We start from the raw sequence: 18,077 nt of genomic DNA on the forward strand, positions 1-18,077 counted from the left end.
GTACCTCGTCGCGTGTCACTGCTGCCGCTGGCCGACCGTGAAGTCGTGACCCCACAGGCTCACCGCGGTGGATTCCCGCGCGATCCAGTCGTGATCGTCGACTTCCAGCCCCTCGCAACCGAATTCGACGTCGAATCCGCCGGGGGTCTTCATGTAGAACGAGAGCATCTTGTCGTTCACGTGCCGCCCGAGCGTGGCCGACATCTTCACCTTCCGGCGCAGCGCCCGGTCCAGGCACAGGCCCACGTCGTCGGCGTTCTCGACCTCGAGCATGAGGTGCACGATCCCGCTCGGCGTCGGCATCGGCAGGAACGCCAGCGAATGGTGGCGCGGGTTGCAGCCGAAGAACCGCAACCAGGCCGGTTCGCCGTCGGCGGGCCTGCCCACCATCTGCGGTGGCAGCCGCATGGAGTCGCGCAGCCGGAAGCCGAGCACGTCGCGGTAGAAGGTCAGCGCGGCCGCGTCGTCGGAGGTGCTGAGCACCACGTGCCCGAGTCCCTGCTCCTCGGTGACGAACCGGTGCCCGTAGGGGCTCACCACCCGCCGATGTTCCAGCGCCACACCGTGGAACGCCTCGAGCGTGTTGCCGGACGGGTCCTCGAACCGGATCAGCTCGTAGACGCGCCGGTCGGCCTTCTCGGCCGCGCTGCCCTCCTTGTAGGGCACGCCCGCGGCGTCGAGCCGGTCCCGGATGTCTTGCAGCTCTCCGGCGTTGGCGGTCTCCCAGCCGGAGACCTGGAGCCGGTCGTGCTCGCCGGGCACGATCACCAGTCGCGCCGGGAACTCGTCCATGCGCAGGTAGAGAGCATTCGGGTCGCCGCCCTTGCCCTCCACCATGCCGAGCACCTTGAGGCCGTATTCGCGCCAGGCCGCCATATCGGTGGCCTCGATGCGCAGGTAGCCGAGCGATCGAATGCCCATGGTCATTTCTCCTGAATCTGCGCCGGCGTCCCCGCCCGGTCGCGCCGAAGTGCGGCTGCGCGAGTGTCGCTCATCGGCGCTCCTTGCCGCTCCCGGACAGGAAGTCCGTTGCCAGCCGGTTGAATTCGTCGAACTTCTCCAGCTGCGCCCAGTGCCCGCAGCCGCCGAACACGTGCAGCTGCACGCGCGGGATCATCTTCGTCGCCAGGATCGCGCCGTCGAGCGGGTTGACCCGGTCCTCGCGGCCCCAGATGAGCAGCACCGGCTGACGCAGCTTGTAGGCGTCGCGCCAGAGCATGCCGAGCTCGAAATCGGGTCCGGAGAACGACTTACCCATCGCGCGGGTCGCGGCCAGCGACTCCGGCGTGTTCGCCGAGGCGAACCGCTCGTCGATCAGTTCCTCGGTGATCAGCTTCTGGTCGAACACCATGATCCGCAGGAACGCTTCGAGATTCGCCCTGGTGGGCTCGAAGTTGAAGCGCGACAGCAACTTCACGCCCTCGGTGGGATCGGGCGCGAACGCGTTGACGCTGAGCCCGCCGGGCCCCATCAGCACGAGCCGCCCCGCGCGGTCGGGGTAGTCCAGCGCGAACCGCACCGCCGCGCCGCCGCCCAGCGAATTGCCCAGCAGGTGTACGCGTTCGGTGACGCCGAGGTGGTCGAGCAGATCCTTCAGCGCCGAGGCCGAGTGCGAGAAGTACTGCGGATGGTCGACGGGCTTGTCGGACTCGCCGAACCCCGGCTGGTCGACGGCGAGCACGTGGAAGTGCCGCGCCAGCACCGGGATATTGCGCGCGAAGTTCGACCACGACGACGCGCCCGGCCCGCCGCCGTGCAGCAGCACGATGGTGGGCCCGTTGCCGGTGCCCGCCTCGTGGTAGTGCAGCTTCAGGTCGGGGCGCACCTGCGCGTAGCGCGAGGTGGATTCGTAGGTGAGTTCCTCGGTCGCGGTCATCACACCATCCCGTCGGTGACCGGCAGGCCGAACTCGTGGGTGCCGTACATGACGTAGGCGCGCTCGGGATCGTTGGCCGCGTGCACCCGGCCCGCGTGCGCGTCGCGCCAGAACCGTTGCAGCGGAGTGCTGTCGGCCAGCGCGGTCGCGCCCGACGCCTCGAACAGCTTGTCGATCGACGCGATCGCCCGCCCGGTGGCGCGCACCTGATCGCGACGCGCCCGCACCCGCAGGTCGAACGGAACTTCCTTGCCCGCCCGCAACAGTGCGTATTCCTCGGCCACGTTGCCCGAGAGCTGGCGCCACGCGGCGTCGATATCGCTGGACGCCTCGGCCACGCGCACCTTGGTGAACGGATCGTCCTTGGCCTGCTCGCCGGCGTAGGCGGCGCGCACCCGCTTGCCCTGGTGCTCGACGTGCGCGGCGTACGCGCCGTAGGCCATGCCGACGATCGGCGTGGAGATGGTGGTGGGATGGATGGTGCCCCACGGCATCTTGTACACGGGGTCCGTGTTCTGTTCCAGGCCCGGCGATTTCAGCTCGTTCATGGTCCGCATGCTCAGGAAGCGGTGCCGGGGCACGAAGACGTCCTTCACCACGAGCGTGTTGGAACCGGTGCCGCGCAGGCCGACCACGTGCCAGACGTCGTCGATCTCGTAGTCCGAGCGCGGGATGAGGAAGCTGCCGAAATCGACGGGCTTGCCGTCCTTGATCACCGGGCCGCCCACGAAGGTCCAGTCGGCGTGACCCGACCCCGACGACCAGGCCCACGAGCCGCTCACCCGGTAGCCGCCGTCCACCACGGTGCCCGCGCCCATCGGGGCGTAGGACGAGGAGATGCGGACCTCGTTGTCCTCACCCCACACGTCCTGCTGGGCCTGCTGATCGAACAGGGCGAGGTGCCAGTTGTGCACGCCGATGATGCCCGCGACCCATCCGGTGGAGCCGCAGGCGGAGGCGATCTTGCGGACCGTGTCGTAGAAGACGACCGGGTCGGCGGCCAGTCCGCCCCACTGCTTGGGCTGGAGTAGCCGGAAGAAGCCAGCCGCCTGGAGCGCCTTGATGGATTCCTCGGGGATCTGGCGCAGGTTCTCGGTCTCCTGCGCGCGCTCGCGCAGGGTCGGCAACAGCGCTTCGATCCGCTCGGTCACTTCTTGCGTCATCTCGGGACCTGCTCCTGCCTGGTCGGATTGGTAACCGGTACTCATTTGCCTCTGAGACTAGAACAGGTTCTTATTTATGTCGAGAACCTGTGTTCATCCCAGGTCGTGGATGGGCCCGTGCAGGAAGTGGCCGGAATCGCTGGCATGGAACGCGACATTTTTGTAACGTGTTCTAGTACCGAAGGAGGAGGAAGCGCGATGGCTGTTACCCCGAAGGTCCGCGAGCTCGATGTGGGCTCCGCGCCGACCCGTTACGCGAGGGGATGGCATTGCCTCGGTCTGGCCAAGACCTACCGCGACGGGAAGCCGCACGCGGTCAACGTGTTCGGCACCAAGCTGGTGATCTGGGCCGACGGCAGCGGTGAGCTGCGGGTGCTCGACGCCTACTGCCGGCATATGGGCGGCGATTTGAGCATGGGCGAGGTCAAGGGCGACGACATCGCCTGCCCGTTCCACGATTGGCGCTGGTCGGGCACCACGGGCAAATGCACCGCGATCCCCTACGCGCGGCGGGTGCCGCCGCTGGCGCGCACGCGCAAGTGGATCACCCTCGAACGCAACGGGCAGTTGTTCGTCTGGCACGACCACGAGAACAACCCGCCCCCGCCGGAGATCACCATTCCGCACATCGAGGGCCCCTACACCACCGCCGACGGCAGCCCCAGCGAAGAGCTGGACAGCGGGTGGACGGACTGGACCTGGAACTCGATGCTCATCGAGGGCGCCAACTGCCGCGAGATCATCGACAACGTGGTGGACATGGCCCACTTCTTCTACATCCACTTCGCGTTCCCGACGTACTTCAAGAACGTCTTCGAGGGGCATATCGCCACCCAGTTCCTGGAGACCAAGGGCAGGCCCGACATCGGCATGGCGTCGAAGTACGGGGGCGACACGCTGCTGAAATCGGAGGCGTCGTACTTCGGGCCGTCGTACATGATCAACCCTTTGATCAACATCTACAGCGGCTACGAGGTCAAGAGCGTCCTGATCAACTGCCACTACCCGGTGACGCAGGATTCGTTCGTGTTGCAGTGGGGCATCACGCTGGAGAAGCCCAAGGGCGTCGACGGCGAGATGGCCGACAAGCTGGCCGAGAAGATGACCGAGGGCATCAGCGTCGGATTCCTCCAGGACGTGGAGATCTGGAAGCACAAGTCCAAGGTCGAGAATCCGCTGCTGTGCGAGGAGGACGGACCGGTCTACCAGCTGCGCCGCTGGTACGACCAGTTCTACGTGGACGCGGCCGAGGTGACCGAGAAGATGACCCAGCGCTTCGAGTTCGAGGTGGACACCACCAAGGCCAACGAGGCGTGGGAGGCCGAGGTCGCCGAGAACCTGCGGCGCAAGGCCGAGGCCGACGCGGCCGCCGAAGCGGAGGCCGGTGTCTGATGGCCGCGACCTGGGCCAAAGCGCCGGATTTCGCCGATCAGCCCGCCCGGCGGGCGGCGGTGCAGGCCCAGACCGTGGTCGACAAGCGCCACTATCTGGAGGAGGGGCTGACGCCGCTGCGGTGTCAGTCGTGCAGTGCGGAGGTGCTGGTGCGCAAGTCCAGTTCGCACCAGACCTCCGTGCAGTGGAAGGAACCTCCCCAGACCCACTGCCCGGTGTTCGCGAAATTGTGCGCGAACGGCAATGCCCCTGGACGGCCGGAGTCGTGCCCGCAGTTGGACAAGACCATCAAATGGGCCGTGGACGAAGGCGTCATCGAGGTGCCGAAGTAGTCAGTCGAGGCGGAAGTCGGCGAACTCGAACCCCGGCGAGACTATGCAGCTCACGAGGACGTACTCCGCACCGAGGGGGCGGGCCGACTGGCTGGTCCCGCCCGGCACCACCGCCTGCAACACCTGACCGCGCTCGATATCGGGTCCGAGGATGACCTCCTCACCGCCGATATCGAGCGCGAGCGGGCCGCCCCGATGCCACAACCACAGCTCGTCCGAGACCACGGTGTGCGGTGCGGACCGCTCGTCCGGCATCAGCAAGAAGTAGATCGCCGTGCCGGCCGACCGCTTGCCCGCGTAGCCCGGTGGATCGAATTCCACCGGGCTACGCCATGTTTGGCGGTACCAGCCGCCTTCCGGATGCGGTTGCAGATCCAGGGCTTCGGCCAAAGGCGGGCGTTCGTCGGTCATCCCGCGACTATGCCGGGTACGCCGCGCCGGCGCGAGGTGAAGGCGGGCGTGTCAGCGGGGTTCTTCGATGCGCCAGCTCAGGCCGTACGTCGCGAGACTGTCGAGGAATGCGGCGGGGTCGACGAGTTCGGCCGGGGCGAGCGCGCCGGGCTTCGCGCCGCTGCGGGCCAGGCGCACCGCGATCTCGACGGCGAGCAGGGCGGTGTCGCGGTAGGAGTCGAGGCCGCTGAACACGCCGCGGACCGTGCGGTCCGGGCCGTGGGCGTCCACGATCACGTCGTAGCGCAGGTCGGCGTCCGGAGCGTCGGGGAGCTGCGCGATGAGCTCCTCGGTGAACGAGCCGAGGGTGGCGAGGATGGCGCTGGAGAGCACGCCCGTCACCGAGGCGACCTCGGAGTGGCGGGGGACGGTGACGACCGGCGGCTGCGGGAATTTTCCTACGGGGATGGGGGATTCGGCACCGGGCAGGGTGAGTTCGGTGCGGTCGGACGGGCCGGTGCTCAGCGCGCCGTCCGCGTAGTGCCAGCCGCCCGTGCGGAACCAGTCCAGGCTCGCGAACACCGTTGCGGCGCTGCCCTTCGAGCCGTTGCCGCCGCTCTTGCTGTGGTGGCTGATCACCAGGTCGGCCGGGCCGTCGAGGCGGCGGGCGACGAGGTGGGCGAGCAGGTCGGCGGGCACGTTGTTGTCGGTGGCGCCCGGGACGAGGGTGACGCCCGCCGCCTCCGCCGCGGGGCTCTCGTCCAGGACCTGCCTGAGGAAGACCTGTTCGCCGGAGAGGTCGGTGTAGTGCGCGCCCGCCTCGATGGCGGCGCGCACCACGGGGGCGCCGTTGTCGACGTAGGCGGAGAGGGAACTGATCACGGCGTCGGCGCCGGTGAAGGCGGTGAGGAGGGCGCGGTGGTCGTCGAGTGTGGCGACGCGGATGTCGGGGTCGGTGAGGCCCGCCGCGTGGGCGGCCTGACGGAGGCGGGATTCGCTGCGGCCCACCAGGATCGGGGTGGCGCCGCGGCGGTGCAGGTCGGCGAGGATGTAGCCGCCGGTATGGCCGGTGGGGCCGTAGACGGCGATGGTGGGGTTCTGCGTTGTCATGAGGACGAATTTATGACCGTGCGTCGAGCTTTTGAATGGCTCAAATACTCACAATCATGTCTTGAACACTCACGCGATGCGCGTATCGTGAGCGGTGTGGATATCTTGAGCGAGACCATCGCCGCGATCCGGACCGGGCATCCGGCGTCCGGTATGTTCGTCCGGCACGCGCCGTGGGGGCGGCGGTATCCGGTGGTGCCTGGCGCGAGCTTCCATGTGGTGCTGCGCGGTTCGTGCTGGCTGGTGCCGCCGAGCGGCGCGCCGATCGAGCTCGGAGCGGGTGATGTGGTGTTCATGCCGCGCGGGGCGGATCACGATCTGCTCGACGGGCTCGACACGCCGGTGACCGAGGTCGCTCGGCCCGGCGAGCCCCGCGAACGTTCAGGTCCCGGGTTGCGTACCGAACTACTTTGCGGCGCTTACGAACTCGGCATGCAGCGCTCGCATCCGCTGTTGGACGAACTGCCCGAGTTTCTCCACTTTCCCGCGCGGCCGGGGCGGCATCCGGCGCTGCGAGCGGCGATCGACCTGCTCGCCGCCGAGGTGGGGGAGCCGCGCCAGGGCAGTGACGCCGCGGTGCCCGCGCTGCTCGAGACCATGCTGCTGTTCCTGCTGCGCGCCTGGTTCGAGGAGCGTACGTCGGATCGGCCGACGGGGTGGGCGGGCGCCTTCGCCGACCCAGCGGTGGCGGCCGCGCTGCGCGCCGTGCACGAGGACCCGGCGCGCGCCTGGACCATCGCCGACCTGAGCGCCGTGGCGGGAGTCTCTCGCGCCACCCTGGCCCGGCGCTTCGGCGCGACCATCGGCGAACCGCCGCTCGCCTACGTCACGCGCTGGCGCCTGCTGACCGCCGCCCGCTTGCTCCGCGACACCGACGCGCCTCTCGGCGCCATCGCCCGAAAGGTCAGCTACACCTCGGAATTCGCGTTCGCCAAAGCGTTCAAACGCCGGTACGGCCGAGCGCCCGGGAGGTATCGCCGCCCCGAAGCTTCGACGCCGCTGATGGCGGTGTGATGGTGGTGATCGCGGACAACTCCTGTTGTGGCGGTGGAATTCGAGCCGACCCGTTAATGGCGGTCTGGTTCGGGCAGGTTGTCGCCGGTGGTGAGCCAGCGGTGCGGCTGACCGGTGACGGCGACGATGTGGTCGAAGTCGTGGTCGCGGTGCAGGAGGGTGAGACCGCGCAGTTCCGCCGTCGCGGCGAGCACCAGGTCGACCGGGCCTGCGCCGCGGTGCATGCCGCGGGCCGTCAGCTCGGCTTGGACTTCCCACGCTCGCTCGAAGGCGCGGTCATCGATCGGCTCCCACCCGAAGATCAGTCGCATGTCCTCGATCGCGCGGGCACGGTCGGCGCCGGAGCGTGCGCTGCGGAAGAACTCGAGTTCGACGATCGGGCACAGCGCGATCAGGCCCGCGACCGCCGCGCGCTGCCACGCGAAGACCGACGGGTCCTGGCGCATGATCGGGACCAGCGCACTGGTGTCGATCAGGAACCGCGCGGCACTCACCGACGGTAATCACGCTTGTGCTCGAGCGCGTCGAGATCGAATGCGCCGTCGGCCACCGCATCTTGGATGCGCGTCAAAGCCAGTGCGCGGCGGCGCGATTCGAGCACTTCCCGCAACGCCGCGTGCACGGTGTCCTTCTTCGTGCTGGTCCCCAGTTCCTTGGACACATCGGCGACCAGCTGGTCGTCCAGGTCGATCACGGTCCGCGCCATTGCCCACCTCCGGATATCTTGACGTATATCAACTGTATCAGTGAAGATATACGGACGGGTGGATGGTTGACAGAAGGGGGAGAGTCATGGTTTCGATGTACGCGATTACGTACAGTGGGTGCACGCGGCCGATCAGCATTACGGAAGCGCGGGCCAACCTGGCAGCGGTTCTCGACAGTGTCACCGACGACCTCGAGGAAGTGGTGATCACGCGAGCGGGTCGTGAGTCCGCGGTGGTCATCTCGCTGCGCGAGTACGAGGCGTTGAAGGAGACGGCGCATCTGCTCGGGAACGCCGCGAACGCGCGCCATTTGATGCGATCCATCGCCGAACACCGTGCGGGTGAAGCGGTTCCACACGAGCTGATCGAGGTCGACGAGAGCCCGTCGGAGTGAGGATCACCTTCACTCCGTCCGCGTGGGCGGAGTACCTGTGGTGGCAGGTTCATGACAAGCAGACGCTCAGGCGGCTCAATCGCCTGAGCGAGGACATCGGCCGTAACGGCTACGAGGGGATCGGTAAGCCCGAGCCGCTGCGGCACGATCTGGCTGGATACTGGTCACGACGTGTTACCTCCGAACACCGGATCGTCTACGCGATCGAAGGCGACACGGTGGTGATCGTCGCTTGCCGCTACCACTACGAGTGAGTGGTAGCGGGTCAGCTGAAGGGGGTGGTGGGGCGGGGTTCGAGGACGCCGTCGATCCAGATGTCTACTTTTTCGTTGTAGAAGCAGGCGAGGCCGGCGATCTTCTGGCTTTCCGGGAAGGGGGCGCGGTAGGTCCAGACGATGTCGGGGTGGTCGGTGCCGTTGATGTGGGCGGTCCAGTAGTCGGCGGTTCCCTTGTAGGGGCATTGGGAGTGGGTTTCGGAGGGGTGGAGCAGGTCCATGCGGATGTCGGTCAGTGGGAGGTAATACCGTGCGGGGAGGCCGGTTTCGAAGAGGATGCGGGGTGAATGGGAGTCGGCGACCGTCACGCCGTCGATCTCCACGCGCACGTGGCGGGAGCTGGCGAGGATGTCGACGCGCGAGTACGGATCGCGCGGGTGCACGTAGACCGGCTCGTCCTCCTCGAACCACTCGTCCATGGCGTTCCAGTCCAGGCGCACCAGATCCCGCAACTGGGGCAGCGGGGAGTCCGGGTGGCGCAGCGCCGCACCGTCGGCCGTCACGCCGTCGACGGTCACGTCGTGCACCACGCCGTCGCCGCGGCTGGGGGAGCGCACCGTCGCACCGTTCGGCTTCAGCTCGGCGCGCACGTCCTCGGCGGGGATGTAATACGTCGGGTAGTACGGAACTTCCCACACCAGCACCGGTCGCGCGGTGTCGGCCACCAGGCGCCCACTCAGATAGACCCGGACCCGCTTCTGACTGCTCGCGACCTTCACGCGCCCGCGCTGCTCCTCGGTCATACTTCCCGACGGTACGCCGAACCCGCTACCGGAGACCGGCGGCGGGATGGTGGCGCTAGTCTGCGGGCTCGCAGTGTTCGAGCGACCAGGCGCAGATGGCGGCCAGCGGCGTCTCCAGGGATTTGCCGAGCGCGGTCAGCGAATACTCCACGTGCTGCGGGGCGGACTCCTTGTGCACGTGGCGTTCGACCAGCCCGTCGGCCTCCATGCCGCGCAGCGTCTCGGTGAGCACCTTCTGGGTGATGCCCGGCAGCCTGCGGCGCAGGCTCGCGTGCCGGTGCGGCCCGTCCAGCAGTGCGTAGATCAGCAGGATGCGCCACTTGGCCGAAAGTCGTTCCAGCGCTTGCCTCGTCGTGCACGATTCCGCCAGCACATCGGGAATCACCAGCGTCACGATCACCTCCGGCTGCGGGTATGGGCACCGCGAAGTGCCTTCTGTCCGGCGAGCCGCGGCCCGCGTAGCGTCTCTTTCACCGTAATCGAAAAGGGTGAACCGCAATGAGTGAAGAATTCCGGGTCCACGTCTATCGCGCCGGCGAACCGGGACTGTTCGTCAACAGCTATCTGCTCGAGGCCGCCGAGGGCGTTGTGCTCATCGACGCCGGACTGCTGGTCTCCGACGCGAAGGCGCTGGCCGCGCGGCTGGCGGCGCTGCGCAAACCGCTGCTCGCCGCGTTTGTGACGCACCCCCATCCCGACCACTTCAACGGATTGCCGTACGTGGTGCCCGACGATGTGCCGGTGTACTCGACGGCGGCCGTGGCGAAGGAGATCGCCGCCTCCGCCGACGCCAAGCGCGAACAATGGGGACCGACCTACGGCGACGAATGGCCCGACCGCTACCGCGTACCGGATCGCCCGCTCGCGGACGGCACCGCCGTCGAGGTCGACGGCCTGCGCCTCACGGTGTACGACGTCGGACCGGCCGAAAGCCACGCCGACTCCTACATTCTCGTGAGCGCGGGCGAGAAGCGCGCGGCCTTCATCGGCGATCTGGTGTTCGCCGGGGTGCACTCCTACTTATCCGACGGCCACACCGAGGCCTGGCTGGCGGCGCTGGACCGGATCGCCGAGGAACTGCGCGGTGTCGCGCTCTATCCCGGCCACGGACCGGTCGGCGACGGCGGGCTGCTCGACCAGCAGCGGCGCTACCTGCTGATGGTCCGCGAGGCAGTGCGGCGCATCGGCGGTGGCGGCCCGCTGGACGACGCGGGCAAGGACGAATTGTCCGCCCTCATGGCGCGATTCGCGCCCGGTGCGGAGCTGAGCTGGCTGGTGCCGCTCGGTGCCGACGCGGTGGCGGCCGAATTCGCGCAGGCGTGAGCCGCCGGGCGCGGTGATCGAGCCGGGACAGTCGACCGCCGGTCCCGCGCGGTACTCGCAGGTCCGGCGGTCGAGAGATCGGGCGGTCGCCGACGGTGATCGCCCGCGGCCACGCGGGAGGTGCCGGTCGTGTGGGCACCGCGATCGGAGCGCGGGGCGTCAGCGTTCCGCGGCGGGGCGGGAATCGGGAAACAGCAGGAACTGGATGCGCTCCATGAGCTTTCCGCGCTGGGAGTTGTGGAATGAGGCCACCCGCCAGGTGTCGCCGTCGCGGACGAGGGTGTAGGTCTGTACCTTGCCGGGCGTGGCGGGTGGATCGCCCTCGTAGGTGTCGCCCCGGGTGACGAGGATGGCGACGTCCTCGGTCGGGAAGCGCAGGCTCAAGTACCGGTCGGCCAGTCGAGTGCCGTCCAGGGGGCCGGCGAAGAGCGCCCGGTGGCTGTCGACGATATCGGCACGGCCGGAGTAGTAGGTACCCACGAAGGTCGTGTAGGTGGCGTCCTCGGTGAACAGGGCGCCATAGGCCTCGGCGTCGTGCTCGGCCCACGCTGAGGTCAGTCCCGTGATCGTCGCGCAGACACCGGCGACCGACTCGGGGTCGGGTAGGCCGTTGGGCGCGGTGCCGGGGACCTCGGCGCAGGCCTCGGCCCCGCGCTGGGAGACCGTCGATGTGGCGGTGAGCCATACGTATCCGCCGAGCCCCGCCGCGATCGCGACACCCGCGACCCCGGCCACCACGTACGGCCAATGCCGCCGCCGGGTGCGGGAGGGGGTGGTTCTGGTCTGTTCGAGCTCGCTCACGGACATGGCGGAGACTCCCGTCGATTTCTGTGCATATATGCAATAGTTGCGCGTATGCACAGAATAGTCAAGGTGGGTGCCGCAAGAGGAGAATCGGATCCCGTGATCACGCCACAGCTGTACCGCCGGTATCTGGCCGCGGTCGTCCGGTTCCACGTCGCCGCCGCCGAGTCATGCGGACTCGGTCCGACCGACTACCAGGCCAGCAGCCTGCTCGATATCGAAGGACCGATGACGACGGGCCAACTGGCCGAACGCCTCGGCCTCTCCCCCAGCGCGACGACCCGTGCGGTCGACCGGCTAGTCACGCTGGGGTTGGCCGAACGCGTCCCGGACGCCGCCGACCGCCGCCGCGTGCTCGTCCACCACACTGGACGCATCCCGGACGGCCTCGCCGAACTCCTCGGCGCGGTGCAGCGGCCGATCGCCGAGCTCATCGACGGGCTGAACCACACCGAGCGGGCCGCGCTCGCCGCCTACTTCGCGGCCGCCACCGACGCGTTCACCCGGGCGGCGCCGCAGACGGATGGTGCGTGACGACTCCGTGGCCGTGCGCCGCGGGTGAGCGCGGCGCAGGCGGTCCGTCCGCCCCGCATCGCCGTCGCGGACCGGCATGCCGAACGCCCCGGCCGAGAAGGAGGAAGGCCGGGGCGTCCGCGGGACCGCTAGGCAGAGTGCGCCAGCGGACGTGGTGGGGTGCCGAAGAGTTCGGTGGTGGCGTGGGCGCGCTTGAAGTAGAGGTGGGCGTCGTGCTCCCAGGTGATCGCGATGCCGCCGTGGAGCTGGACGGTCTCGGCGGTGATCGCGGTGATCGCCTCCGAGCAGTGGCGGCGGGCGGCCCACACGTCCTCGGCGGCCGAGGGCAGGGATTCGGCGACCGCCGTGGCGGCGGCCCGGGCGGTGGATGTCGCCGACTCCGCGAGCACGTACATATCGGCCATGCGGTGCTTGAGGGCTTGGAAGCTGCCGATGGGGCGGCCGAACTGGACCCGGGATTTCGTGTACTCGACCGTCATGGCGAGGCAGTGCTCGGCGGCGCCGACCTGTTCGGCGGCCACTGCGGCCCAGGCGGTTTCGCGCAGCCGGGCGATGGTGGCCGCCGGATCGGCGGTGCCGAGCGCGCGGCCGTTGACGCCCTCGAAGGTGATCTCGGCGAGTTTGCGGGTGGGGTCCATCGTCGCGACGGCGCGGCGGGTGACGCCGGATGCGTCGGGGGAGACCTCGAACAGTCCCGCGTCGGTGACGACGATCAGGGTGTGGGCGTGCGCGCCGTCGAGCACGTAATGGGCGGTGCCGTCGAGCTTTTCGCCGTCGCTGTGGACGCCGGGCTCGTCCCAGCCGTCGGCGCCGGCCCAGCACACGGCCACCGTCGTGGTGCCCTCGGCGACGCCGGGCAGCAGGCGCGCGCAGGCCTCGGCATCACCGGAGAGCAGGATCGCCCGCGCGCCGAGCACGGCCGAGCCGAGCATCGGCACACCGGCCAGCACGCGGCCCAATTCGCCCACCACCAACAGGGATTCGGCCAAGGATGCGCCGAACCCGCCGTACTCCTCGGGAATCGCCAGGCCCGCCACGCCGATCTGCTCGCACAGCAGCCGCCACAGCTTCGGGTCGTAGCCCAGGTCGGTCTCCATCGCGGCCCGCAGCGCGTCGCGCCCGGCGTGCTTGGTGAGCAGGCCGCGCACCGAGGCGATCAGTTCCCGCTGTTCAGTCGTGGTCATGGGTCACCTCACGGCTCTCGGTCTCAGTGGTCTCGCACTCGGTCGCCGTCCACGCCGACCAGCGGAAGGCCGACGCGTCGCCGCCCAGCGACGCACCCCAGCTCATCGCGCACCTCGGGCGACGCGAAGGTTCCTCACGCCGACCCCCGTTCCGCGCGCAGCGCTGCGGCGATGCGGCCCCGGTGGAAATCGGCTGTCCCCCAGGCGGACTGGAGGGCGGTCACCTTCGTCAACCAGAGCGAGAGGTCGTATTCGGCCGTGTAGCCGATGGCCCCGTGTACCTGGAGCGCCGCGCGGGCCGCGGTGTGCGCGGCATCGGCGCAGGCCAGGGCAGCCGCGGACACGTCGCGGGCGCGGGTCGGTTCGGCCAGGGTGAGGGCGGCGCGGAACAGCAGGGGTTCGGCGAGGTCGAGCGCGATGAGGACGTCGGCGAGCTTCTGCTTCACCGCCTGGAATTCACCGATCGGCTTGCCGAACTGCTTGCGCTGCTTGGCGTATTCGGTGGCGGCGTGCAACAGCGCGCGGCCCGCGCCGAGCAGTTGGGCGGCGGCCGCCAGCGCGCCGGTGTCGAACGCGAGCGCCCCCGCCTCGGCGACGGTGTCGCCCTCCGCGACCACCGCGCCCGGCGTGAGGCGGAACAGCCTGCGCGCCGGATCGACCGAGCGCACCGGCTCGCCGACCTCGCCGAGCGTGACGCGAGCGCCGTCCACGATCAGCACCGGGTTCGCGATATCGGCGTCCAGCGCGAGGTGTTCGCCGCCGAGCGCGACCGTGCCGAGGGTGCCCTCGGCGATCGCGGGCAACCATCGGTCCGGCTCCGGAAGCGCTTGCAGCAGAGCGGGTATCGCGGCGGCGGTCTCCACCAGCGGCCCCGGTGCGGCGGCGCGGCCGATCTCGAGGAACGCGACCACGAGGTCGATCGGTTCCGCGCCGACCCCGCCGTGTTCCTCGGCGATCCCGAGCCCGAACACCCCGGCCTCCGCCAACTGACGGGCGAGGGCGAGTCCCGGGCCGGTGTCGCCACTCGCCCACGCGCGCACCGCGGCGGGTGTTCGGCCCGCGTCGAGCAATTTGCGCACGCTGGCGGCGAAATCGAGCTGTTCCGGGCTGAGTGCGAATCTCATCGGCGTGCCCCCGTGGGTCGTCCGAGCCGCGGCTCGGGGTGTGGTGCGGGTCTGGTGCGGCCCGTCAGCGGACGGTTGTTCGGGGATGTCCGGTCTCTCATCGCCCACCCCTCGGCAGTCCCAGCAGGCGCTCGGCGATGATGTTGCGCTGGATCTCGTTGGTGCCCGCGTAGATCGGGCCCGAGAGGGAGAACAGGTAGCCGTCGGTCCACCGGCCCGCCTGTTCGGCGGCCGAACCCAGGATGTCCAAGGCGGTTTCGTGCAGGTCGATGTCGAGCTCCGACCAGAACACCTTGGTGATGGACGATTCCGCGCCCAGCTTGCCGCCCTCGTTCAGCCGGGTGACCGTGCCGAACGTGTGCAGCCGGTACGCCTCGCTGCGCACCCAGGCGTCCACCACGGCGTCACGCTGCGCAGTATTCGCGGTATCACCGGATTCGAGCCACAGGTCGGTCAACCGGCGCGCGGTCGCGCAGAAGCGCCCCGGGCTGCGCAGCGAGAGCCCGCGCTCGTTGCTGGACGTGCTCATGGCCACCCGCCAGCCTTCACCGGGCGCGCCGATCACGTCACGGTCGGGGACGAACACGTCGTCGAGGAAGATCTCGGCGAAGCCGGGCTCGCCGTCGAGCTGCGGAATCGGCCGCACCGATACGCCTTCGGCGGTGAGCGGGAACATCACGTAGGTCAGGCCCTTGTGGCGCTCGGCCTCCGGATCGCTGCGGAACAGTCCGAATGCCCAGTCCGCGAACGCCGCTCGCGAACTCCAGGTCTTCTGCCCGCTCAGCAGCCAGCCGCCCTCGGCGCGCCGCGCCGTCGACCGGATACCGGCCAGATCGCTGCCCGCCTCCGGCTCTGACCACGCCTGGGCCCAGATGTCGTCACCGCGCGCCATACGAGGCATGATCCGCGCCAGCTGTTCTGGTGTGCCGTGTTCGAAAAGGGTTGGGGCCAGCAGGAAGATGCCGTTCTGGCTGACCCGTCCCGGCGCGCCCGCGGCGTAGTACTCCTCCTCGAACAGCACCCACTCGAGCAGCGACGCGTCGCGTCCGCCGTATTCGCGCGGCCACGACACCACCGAGAACCGGGCGTCGGCCAGCGTGCGCTCCCAGTCGCGATGCGCTTCGAACCCGGCCTTGGTGTCCATGGAAGGCAAAGGGGCCGAGGGTTTTTCGGCGGCCAGGAAGGCGCGGACCTCCCGCTGGAAATCCCGTGCCGCCGCGTCCAGATCCAGATCCACTACGTCGTCCCGTTCTGCTCGGCCGCGCTCGCGGCCTTCATGGTCTTGGCGTTCATGCCGCCGAGGGAATCCGCGCCGACCTCGGCGTTGTGCGCGTGCGCGAAGTGGTGCAGGCCGAACACCGAGTCCATGCCGGTGCGCATCCCCATCAGGTCCTCGGCCTGGTTCACCGCCTTCTTGGTGAGCGCGAGCCCGAAACGCGGCATGGCGGCGATCTTCTCGGCCAGCGCCAGGGTCTCGGCCTCGAGCTGGTCGCGCGGCACGACGCGGTTCACCATCCCCCACTCCTTGGCCTGCGCCGCGCCGAACCGGTCGCCGGTGAACAGGAACTCCTTGGCCGCGCGCGGACCCATCACCCACGGGTGCGCGAAGTACTCCACGCCCGGAATGCCCATCCGCACCACGGGATCGGAGAAGAAGGCGTCGTCGGAGGCGATGATCAGATCGCACACCCAGGCGAGCATGAGCCCGCCCGCGATACACGCGCCCTGCACCATCGCGATGGTGGGCTTGGGGATTTCGCGCCAGCGGCGGCACATGCCGAGGTACACCTCGGTCTCGCGCGCGAAACGCTGGTCGCCGCCCGCCTTGTCGACGTGGTCCCACCACAGCGTGGCCTTGTTCGGGTAGCGCACGTGGTGGTCGCGGCCGGGCGTGCCGATGTCGTGGCCGGCGCTGAAGTGTTTTCCGTTGCCCGCCAACACGATCACGCCCACTTCGTCGTCCTCGACGGCGCGCTCGAAGGCGGCGTCGAGGGCGTAGGTCATCACCGAGTTCTGCGCGTTGCGGTAGCCGGGCCGGTTCAGCGTGACGATCGCGATCCGGCCGCGCCGCTCGTAGGTGACGACCTCGCCCTCGTCCGGAACCCCGGCGTGCTGGTCTGTCATCAGGACTTCTCCTCACGTAGTTGACGCTTGAGCACCTTGCCCGCGGCGCTGTAGGGCAGCTGGTCGCGGAACTCGACGAAGCGCGGCACCTTGAAATTGGCCAGCACCGACCCCGCGTGCGTGAGCACCTGGTCCTCGGTGAGCGTCGCACCGGGCTTGCGCACTACGAAGACCTTGCCCACCTCGCCCATCCGGGTGTCGGGCACGCCGACCACCGCCGATTCGGCCACGCCGTCCAGCCGCGCGAGCGCCTGCTCCACCTCGGCCGGGTAGACGTTGAACCCGCCGGAGATGTACATGTCCTTGAGCCTGTCGGTGATCTTCAGGTAGCCGCGTTCGTCCAGGGTGCCGACGTCGCCGGTGTGCAGCCAGCCCTCGGCGTCGATGGCCTCGGCGGTGGCCTCCGGATCGTCCAGGTAGCCGAGCATGACGTTCGGCCCGCGCAGCAGTACCTCGCCGGCGTCGCCGAGTTTCAACTCGAAACCGGCGATGGGGCGGCCGCAGGTGGTGGCGATGGTCTCGGCGTCGTCGTCGGCGCGGCACATGGTGCCGAAGCCCGCGGCCTCGGAGAGCCCGTAACCCGTGATGACGACGTCGAATTCGAGTTCCGAGCGCATCCGCTCGACCAGCACCACCGGCACCGTGGCCGCGCCGGTCACGGCGATCCGCAGGGAGCTCAGGTCGTAGGCATCGCGGTCGGGAAAGTCGAGGATGGTCTGGTAGATGGTGGGCGGGCCGGGCAGCACCGTGACCTTCTCGCGGCCGACCAGGCGCATCGTCTGCGGCACGTCGAAGGTGGCCTGCGGGATGATGGTCGCGCCGGTGACCAGGCACGCGAGGATGCCCGCCTTGTACCCGAAGTTGTGGAAAAACGGGCTGACCACCAGGTAGCGGTCGTCGCTGTTCAGGGTGGTGCACTCGGCCCACGCGCGGACGACCGACAGCGCCTGCCGGTGCGCGACGAGCGTTCCCTTGCTGCGGCCGGTGGTGCCCGAGGTGAAAAGGATGTCGGAGATGTCGTCGGGGGTGACCGATGCGGCGATGTGCTCGGTTTCCTCCACCGACACCGGTTCTGCGACGGCCGCCAGATCGGACCAATTGAGTACCGAAGGATCATCGCTCACGACAGCGCTGTCCGGCTCGACCGGAATCACGACGATGGTGTCGATACCCAATTCGGGCGCCGCCGTGCGCAATTCGCTGAGCCGGTCGCGACCGAGGAACGTTCCCGCGATGAACAACGCCTTCGCGTGGACGCGGGAGAGCACGTCGGCGGCTTCGTCGGCCACATAGCGGGTGTTCAACGGCACCAGCGCCGCCCCCGCGTAGTGCGCGGCCAGCGCGGCGATCACCCAGTGGTGGGTGTTGGGCGCCCACATGGCCACCCGGTCGCCGGGCCGCACGCCGCGCGCGACGAGCGCGCGCGCCGTCTGCTGGACGGCGGCGAGCAGCTGGTTCCAATCCAGCCGGACATCGCCGTCGGCCAGCGCGGGGGCCGTGCCGAAGGACCGCGTGGCATCGTGCAGCGCCAGCGGTGTCGTCTGTGCAGGGGTTGTCACGGGGTGTTCCTCACCGGTTCGAGTGCGCC

The 18,077-nt window shown here is 69.2% G+C and carries 22 protein-coding genes; 7 read left to right on the top strand and 15 right to left on the bottom strand.

From position 1 onward, the window contains the following. Positions 1 to 15: 15 nt before the first annotated feature. From hsaC to hsaA, 3 genes are all read right to left on the bottom strand, one after another. A complete protein-coding gene (hsaC, locus tag DFR74_RS24525; RefSeq protein WP_067505595.1) occupies positions 16 to 921 on the bottom strand; it encodes an iron-dependent extradiol dioxygenase HsaC in 906 nt (301 codons plus the stop codon). 70 nt (positions 922 to 991) lie between these two features. Next, positions 992 to 1,876, bottom strand: a complete 885-nt coding sequence (hsaD, locus tag DFR74_RS24530) for a 4,5:9,10-diseco-3-hydroxy-5,9,17-trioxoandrosta-1(10),2-diene-4-oate hydrolase (RefSeq protein WP_067505427.1) — start codon at positions 1,874 to 1,876, stop codon at positions 992 to 994. After that, the gene (gene hsaA / locus DFR74_RS24535; protein WP_067505424.1) at positions 1,876 to 3,039 is read right to left on the bottom strand and encodes a 3-hydroxy-9,10-secoandrosta-1,3,5(10)-triene-9,17-dione monooxygenase oxygenase subunit; all 1,164 of its coding nucleotides are present in this window, start codon (positions 3,037 to 3,039) and stop codon (positions 1,876 to 1,878) included. The genes hsaD and hsaA overlap by 1 nt, the downstream gene beginning before the upstream one ends. A gap of 198 nt (positions 3,040 to 3,237) precedes the next feature. Here hsaA and DFR74_RS24540 point away from each other — a divergent pair, with 198 nt between their 5' ends. Then, positions 3,238 to 4,431, top strand: coding sequence for a Rieske 2Fe-2S domain-containing protein (locus tag DFR74_RS24540; protein WP_067505421.1), 1,194 nt, complete (start codon positions 3,238 to 3,240; stop codon positions 4,429 to 4,431). Further along, positions 4,431 to 4,763 carry a hypothetical protein gene (locus tag DFR74_RS24545; protein WP_084537407.1) on the top strand — a complete coding sequence of 111 codons (333 nt, stop codon included), beginning with the start codon at positions 4,431 to 4,433 and terminating at the stop codon, positions 4,761 to 4,763. The genes DFR74_RS24540 and DFR74_RS24545 overlap by 1 nt, the downstream gene beginning before the upstream one ends. Here the strand turns inward: DFR74_RS24545 and DFR74_RS24550 are convergent, their stop codons facing one another. After that, a complete protein-coding gene (locus DFR74_RS24550; protein WP_067505419.1) occupies positions 4,764 to 5,174 on the bottom strand; it encodes a cupin domain-containing protein in 411 nt (136 codons plus the stop codon). Between the two features lie 51 nt (positions 5,175 to 5,225). Next, positions 5,226 to 6,263, bottom strand: coding sequence for a saccharopine dehydrogenase NADP-binding domain-containing protein (locus DFR74_RS24555; RefSeq protein WP_067505416.1), 1,038 nt, complete (start codon positions 6,261 to 6,263; stop codon positions 5,226 to 5,228). 96 nt (positions 6,264 to 6,359) lie between these two features. Here DFR74_RS24555 and DFR74_RS24560 point away from each other — a divergent pair, with 96 nt between their 5' ends. After that, positions 6,360 to 7,277 carry an AraC family transcriptional regulator gene (locus tag DFR74_RS24560; protein ID WP_067505414.1) on the top strand — a complete coding sequence of 306 codons (918 nt, stop codon included), beginning with the start codon at positions 6,360 to 6,362 and terminating at the stop codon, positions 7,275 to 7,277. A 53-nt stretch (positions 7,278 to 7,330) separates the two neighbouring features. Here the strand turns inward: DFR74_RS24560 and DFR74_RS24565 are convergent, their stop codons facing one another. Both DFR74_RS24565 and DFR74_RS38065 read right to left on the bottom strand, forming a co-directional pair. Beyond that, positions 7,331 to 7,771, bottom strand: coding sequence for a PIN domain nuclease (locus DFR74_RS24565; RefSeq protein ID WP_067505411.1), 441 nt, complete (start codon positions 7,769 to 7,771; stop codon positions 7,331 to 7,333). Continuing rightward, on the bottom strand, positions 7,768 to 7,971 hold the full coding sequence (locus DFR74_RS38065) for a type II toxin-antitoxin system VapB family antitoxin (protein WP_407675160.1): 204 nt from the start codon (positions 7,969 to 7,971) through the stop codon (positions 7,768 to 7,770). Before DFR74_RS38065 ends, DFR74_RS24565 begins: the two co-directional genes overlap by 4 nt. Before the next feature lie 98 nt (positions 7,972 to 8,069). Between DFR74_RS38065 and DFR74_RS24575 the strand changes: the two genes are divergently transcribed. Further along, a complete protein-coding gene (locus tag DFR74_RS24575; protein WP_228790233.1) occupies positions 8,070 to 8,378 on the top strand; it encodes a type II toxin-antitoxin system Phd/YefM family antitoxin in 309 nt (102 codons plus the stop codon). Beyond that, positions 8,375 to 8,632, top strand: coding sequence for a Txe/YoeB family addiction module toxin (locus DFR74_RS24580; protein ID WP_067505405.1), 258 nt, complete (start codon positions 8,375 to 8,377; stop codon positions 8,630 to 8,632). Before DFR74_RS24575 ends, DFR74_RS24580 begins: the two co-directional genes overlap by 4 nt. Positions 8,633 to 8,643: 11 nt before the next feature. Here DFR74_RS24580 and DFR74_RS24585 read toward each other — a convergent pair whose 3' ends face one another. Continuing rightward, complete coding sequence (locus tag DFR74_RS24585) at positions 8,644 to 9,396, bottom strand: DUF427 domain-containing protein (protein WP_067505402.1); 753 nt, start codon at positions 9,394 to 9,396, stop codon at positions 8,644 to 8,646. A gap of 55 nt (positions 9,397 to 9,451) precedes the next feature. Next, entirely contained in the window at positions 9,452 to 9,790 is a 339-nt protein-coding gene (locus DFR74_RS24590) for a winged helix-turn-helix transcriptional regulator (RefSeq protein WP_067505585.1), read from the bottom strand. Between the two features lie 104 nt (positions 9,791 to 9,894). On the opposite strand from DFR74_RS24590, the gene DFR74_RS24595 reads away from it, so the two are divergent. Beyond that, a complete protein-coding gene (locus tag DFR74_RS24595) occupies positions 9,895 to 10,719 on the top strand; it encodes an MBL fold metallo-hydrolase (protein ID WP_067505399.1) in 825 nt (274 codons plus the stop codon). Positions 10,720 to 10,878: 159 nt separating this feature from the next. Here DFR74_RS24595 and DFR74_RS24600 read toward each other — a convergent pair whose 3' ends face one another. Beyond that, on the bottom strand, positions 10,879 to 11,526 hold the full coding sequence (locus DFR74_RS24600) for an SgcJ/EcaC family oxidoreductase (protein WP_084537406.1): 648 nt from the start codon (positions 11,524 to 11,526) through the stop codon (positions 10,879 to 10,881). A gap of 96 nt (positions 11,527 to 11,622) precedes the next feature. Here DFR74_RS24600 and DFR74_RS24605 point away from each other — a divergent pair, with 96 nt between their 5' ends. Then, positions 11,623 to 12,057, top strand: a complete 435-nt coding sequence (locus tag DFR74_RS24605) for a MarR family winged helix-turn-helix transcriptional regulator (RefSeq protein ID WP_232331666.1) — start codon at positions 11,623 to 11,625, stop codon at positions 12,055 to 12,057. A 128-nt stretch (positions 12,058 to 12,185) separates the two neighbouring features. Here the strand turns inward: DFR74_RS24605 and DFR74_RS24610 are convergent, their stop codons facing one another. From DFR74_RS24610 to DFR74_RS24630, 5 genes are all read right to left on the bottom strand, one after another. Further along, a complete protein-coding gene (locus DFR74_RS24610) occupies positions 12,186 to 13,241 on the bottom strand; it encodes an acyl-CoA dehydrogenase family protein (protein ID WP_067505393.1) in 1,056 nt (351 codons plus the stop codon). 134 nt (positions 13,242 to 13,375) lie between these two features. After that, on the bottom strand, positions 13,376 to 14,365 hold the full coding sequence (locus DFR74_RS24615) for an acyl-CoA dehydrogenase family protein (protein ID WP_067505390.1): 990 nt from the start codon (positions 14,363 to 14,365) through the stop codon (positions 13,376 to 13,378). Positions 14,366 to 14,462: 97 nt separating this feature from the next. Beyond that, positions 14,463 to 15,602 (bottom strand): acyl-CoA dehydrogenase family protein, encoded by a 1,140-nt coding sequence (locus tag DFR74_RS24620; RefSeq protein WP_067505387.1) that lies wholly within the window; start codon positions 15,600 to 15,602, stop codon positions 14,463 to 14,465. After that, complete coding sequence (locus DFR74_RS24625) at positions 15,602 to 16,489, bottom strand: enoyl-CoA hydratase (RefSeq protein ID WP_067505384.1); 888 nt, start codon at positions 16,487 to 16,489, stop codon at positions 15,602 to 15,604. The genes DFR74_RS24620 and DFR74_RS24625 overlap by 1 nt, the downstream gene beginning before the upstream one ends. After that, on the bottom strand, positions 16,489 to 18,048 hold the full coding sequence (locus DFR74_RS24630) for a FadD3 family acyl-CoA ligase (RefSeq protein ID WP_067505381.1): 1,560 nt from the start codon (positions 18,046 to 18,048) through the stop codon (positions 16,489 to 16,491). Before DFR74_RS24630 ends, DFR74_RS24625 begins: the two co-directional genes overlap by 1 nt. Between the last annotated feature and the right edge of the window lie 29 nt (positions 18,049 to 18,077).

The sequence above is a fragment of the Nocardia puris genome (assembly GCF_003315035.1).
GTDB classification, from domain to species: Bacteria; Actinomycetota; Actinomycetes; order Mycobacteriales; family Mycobacteriaceae; genus Nocardia; species Nocardia puris.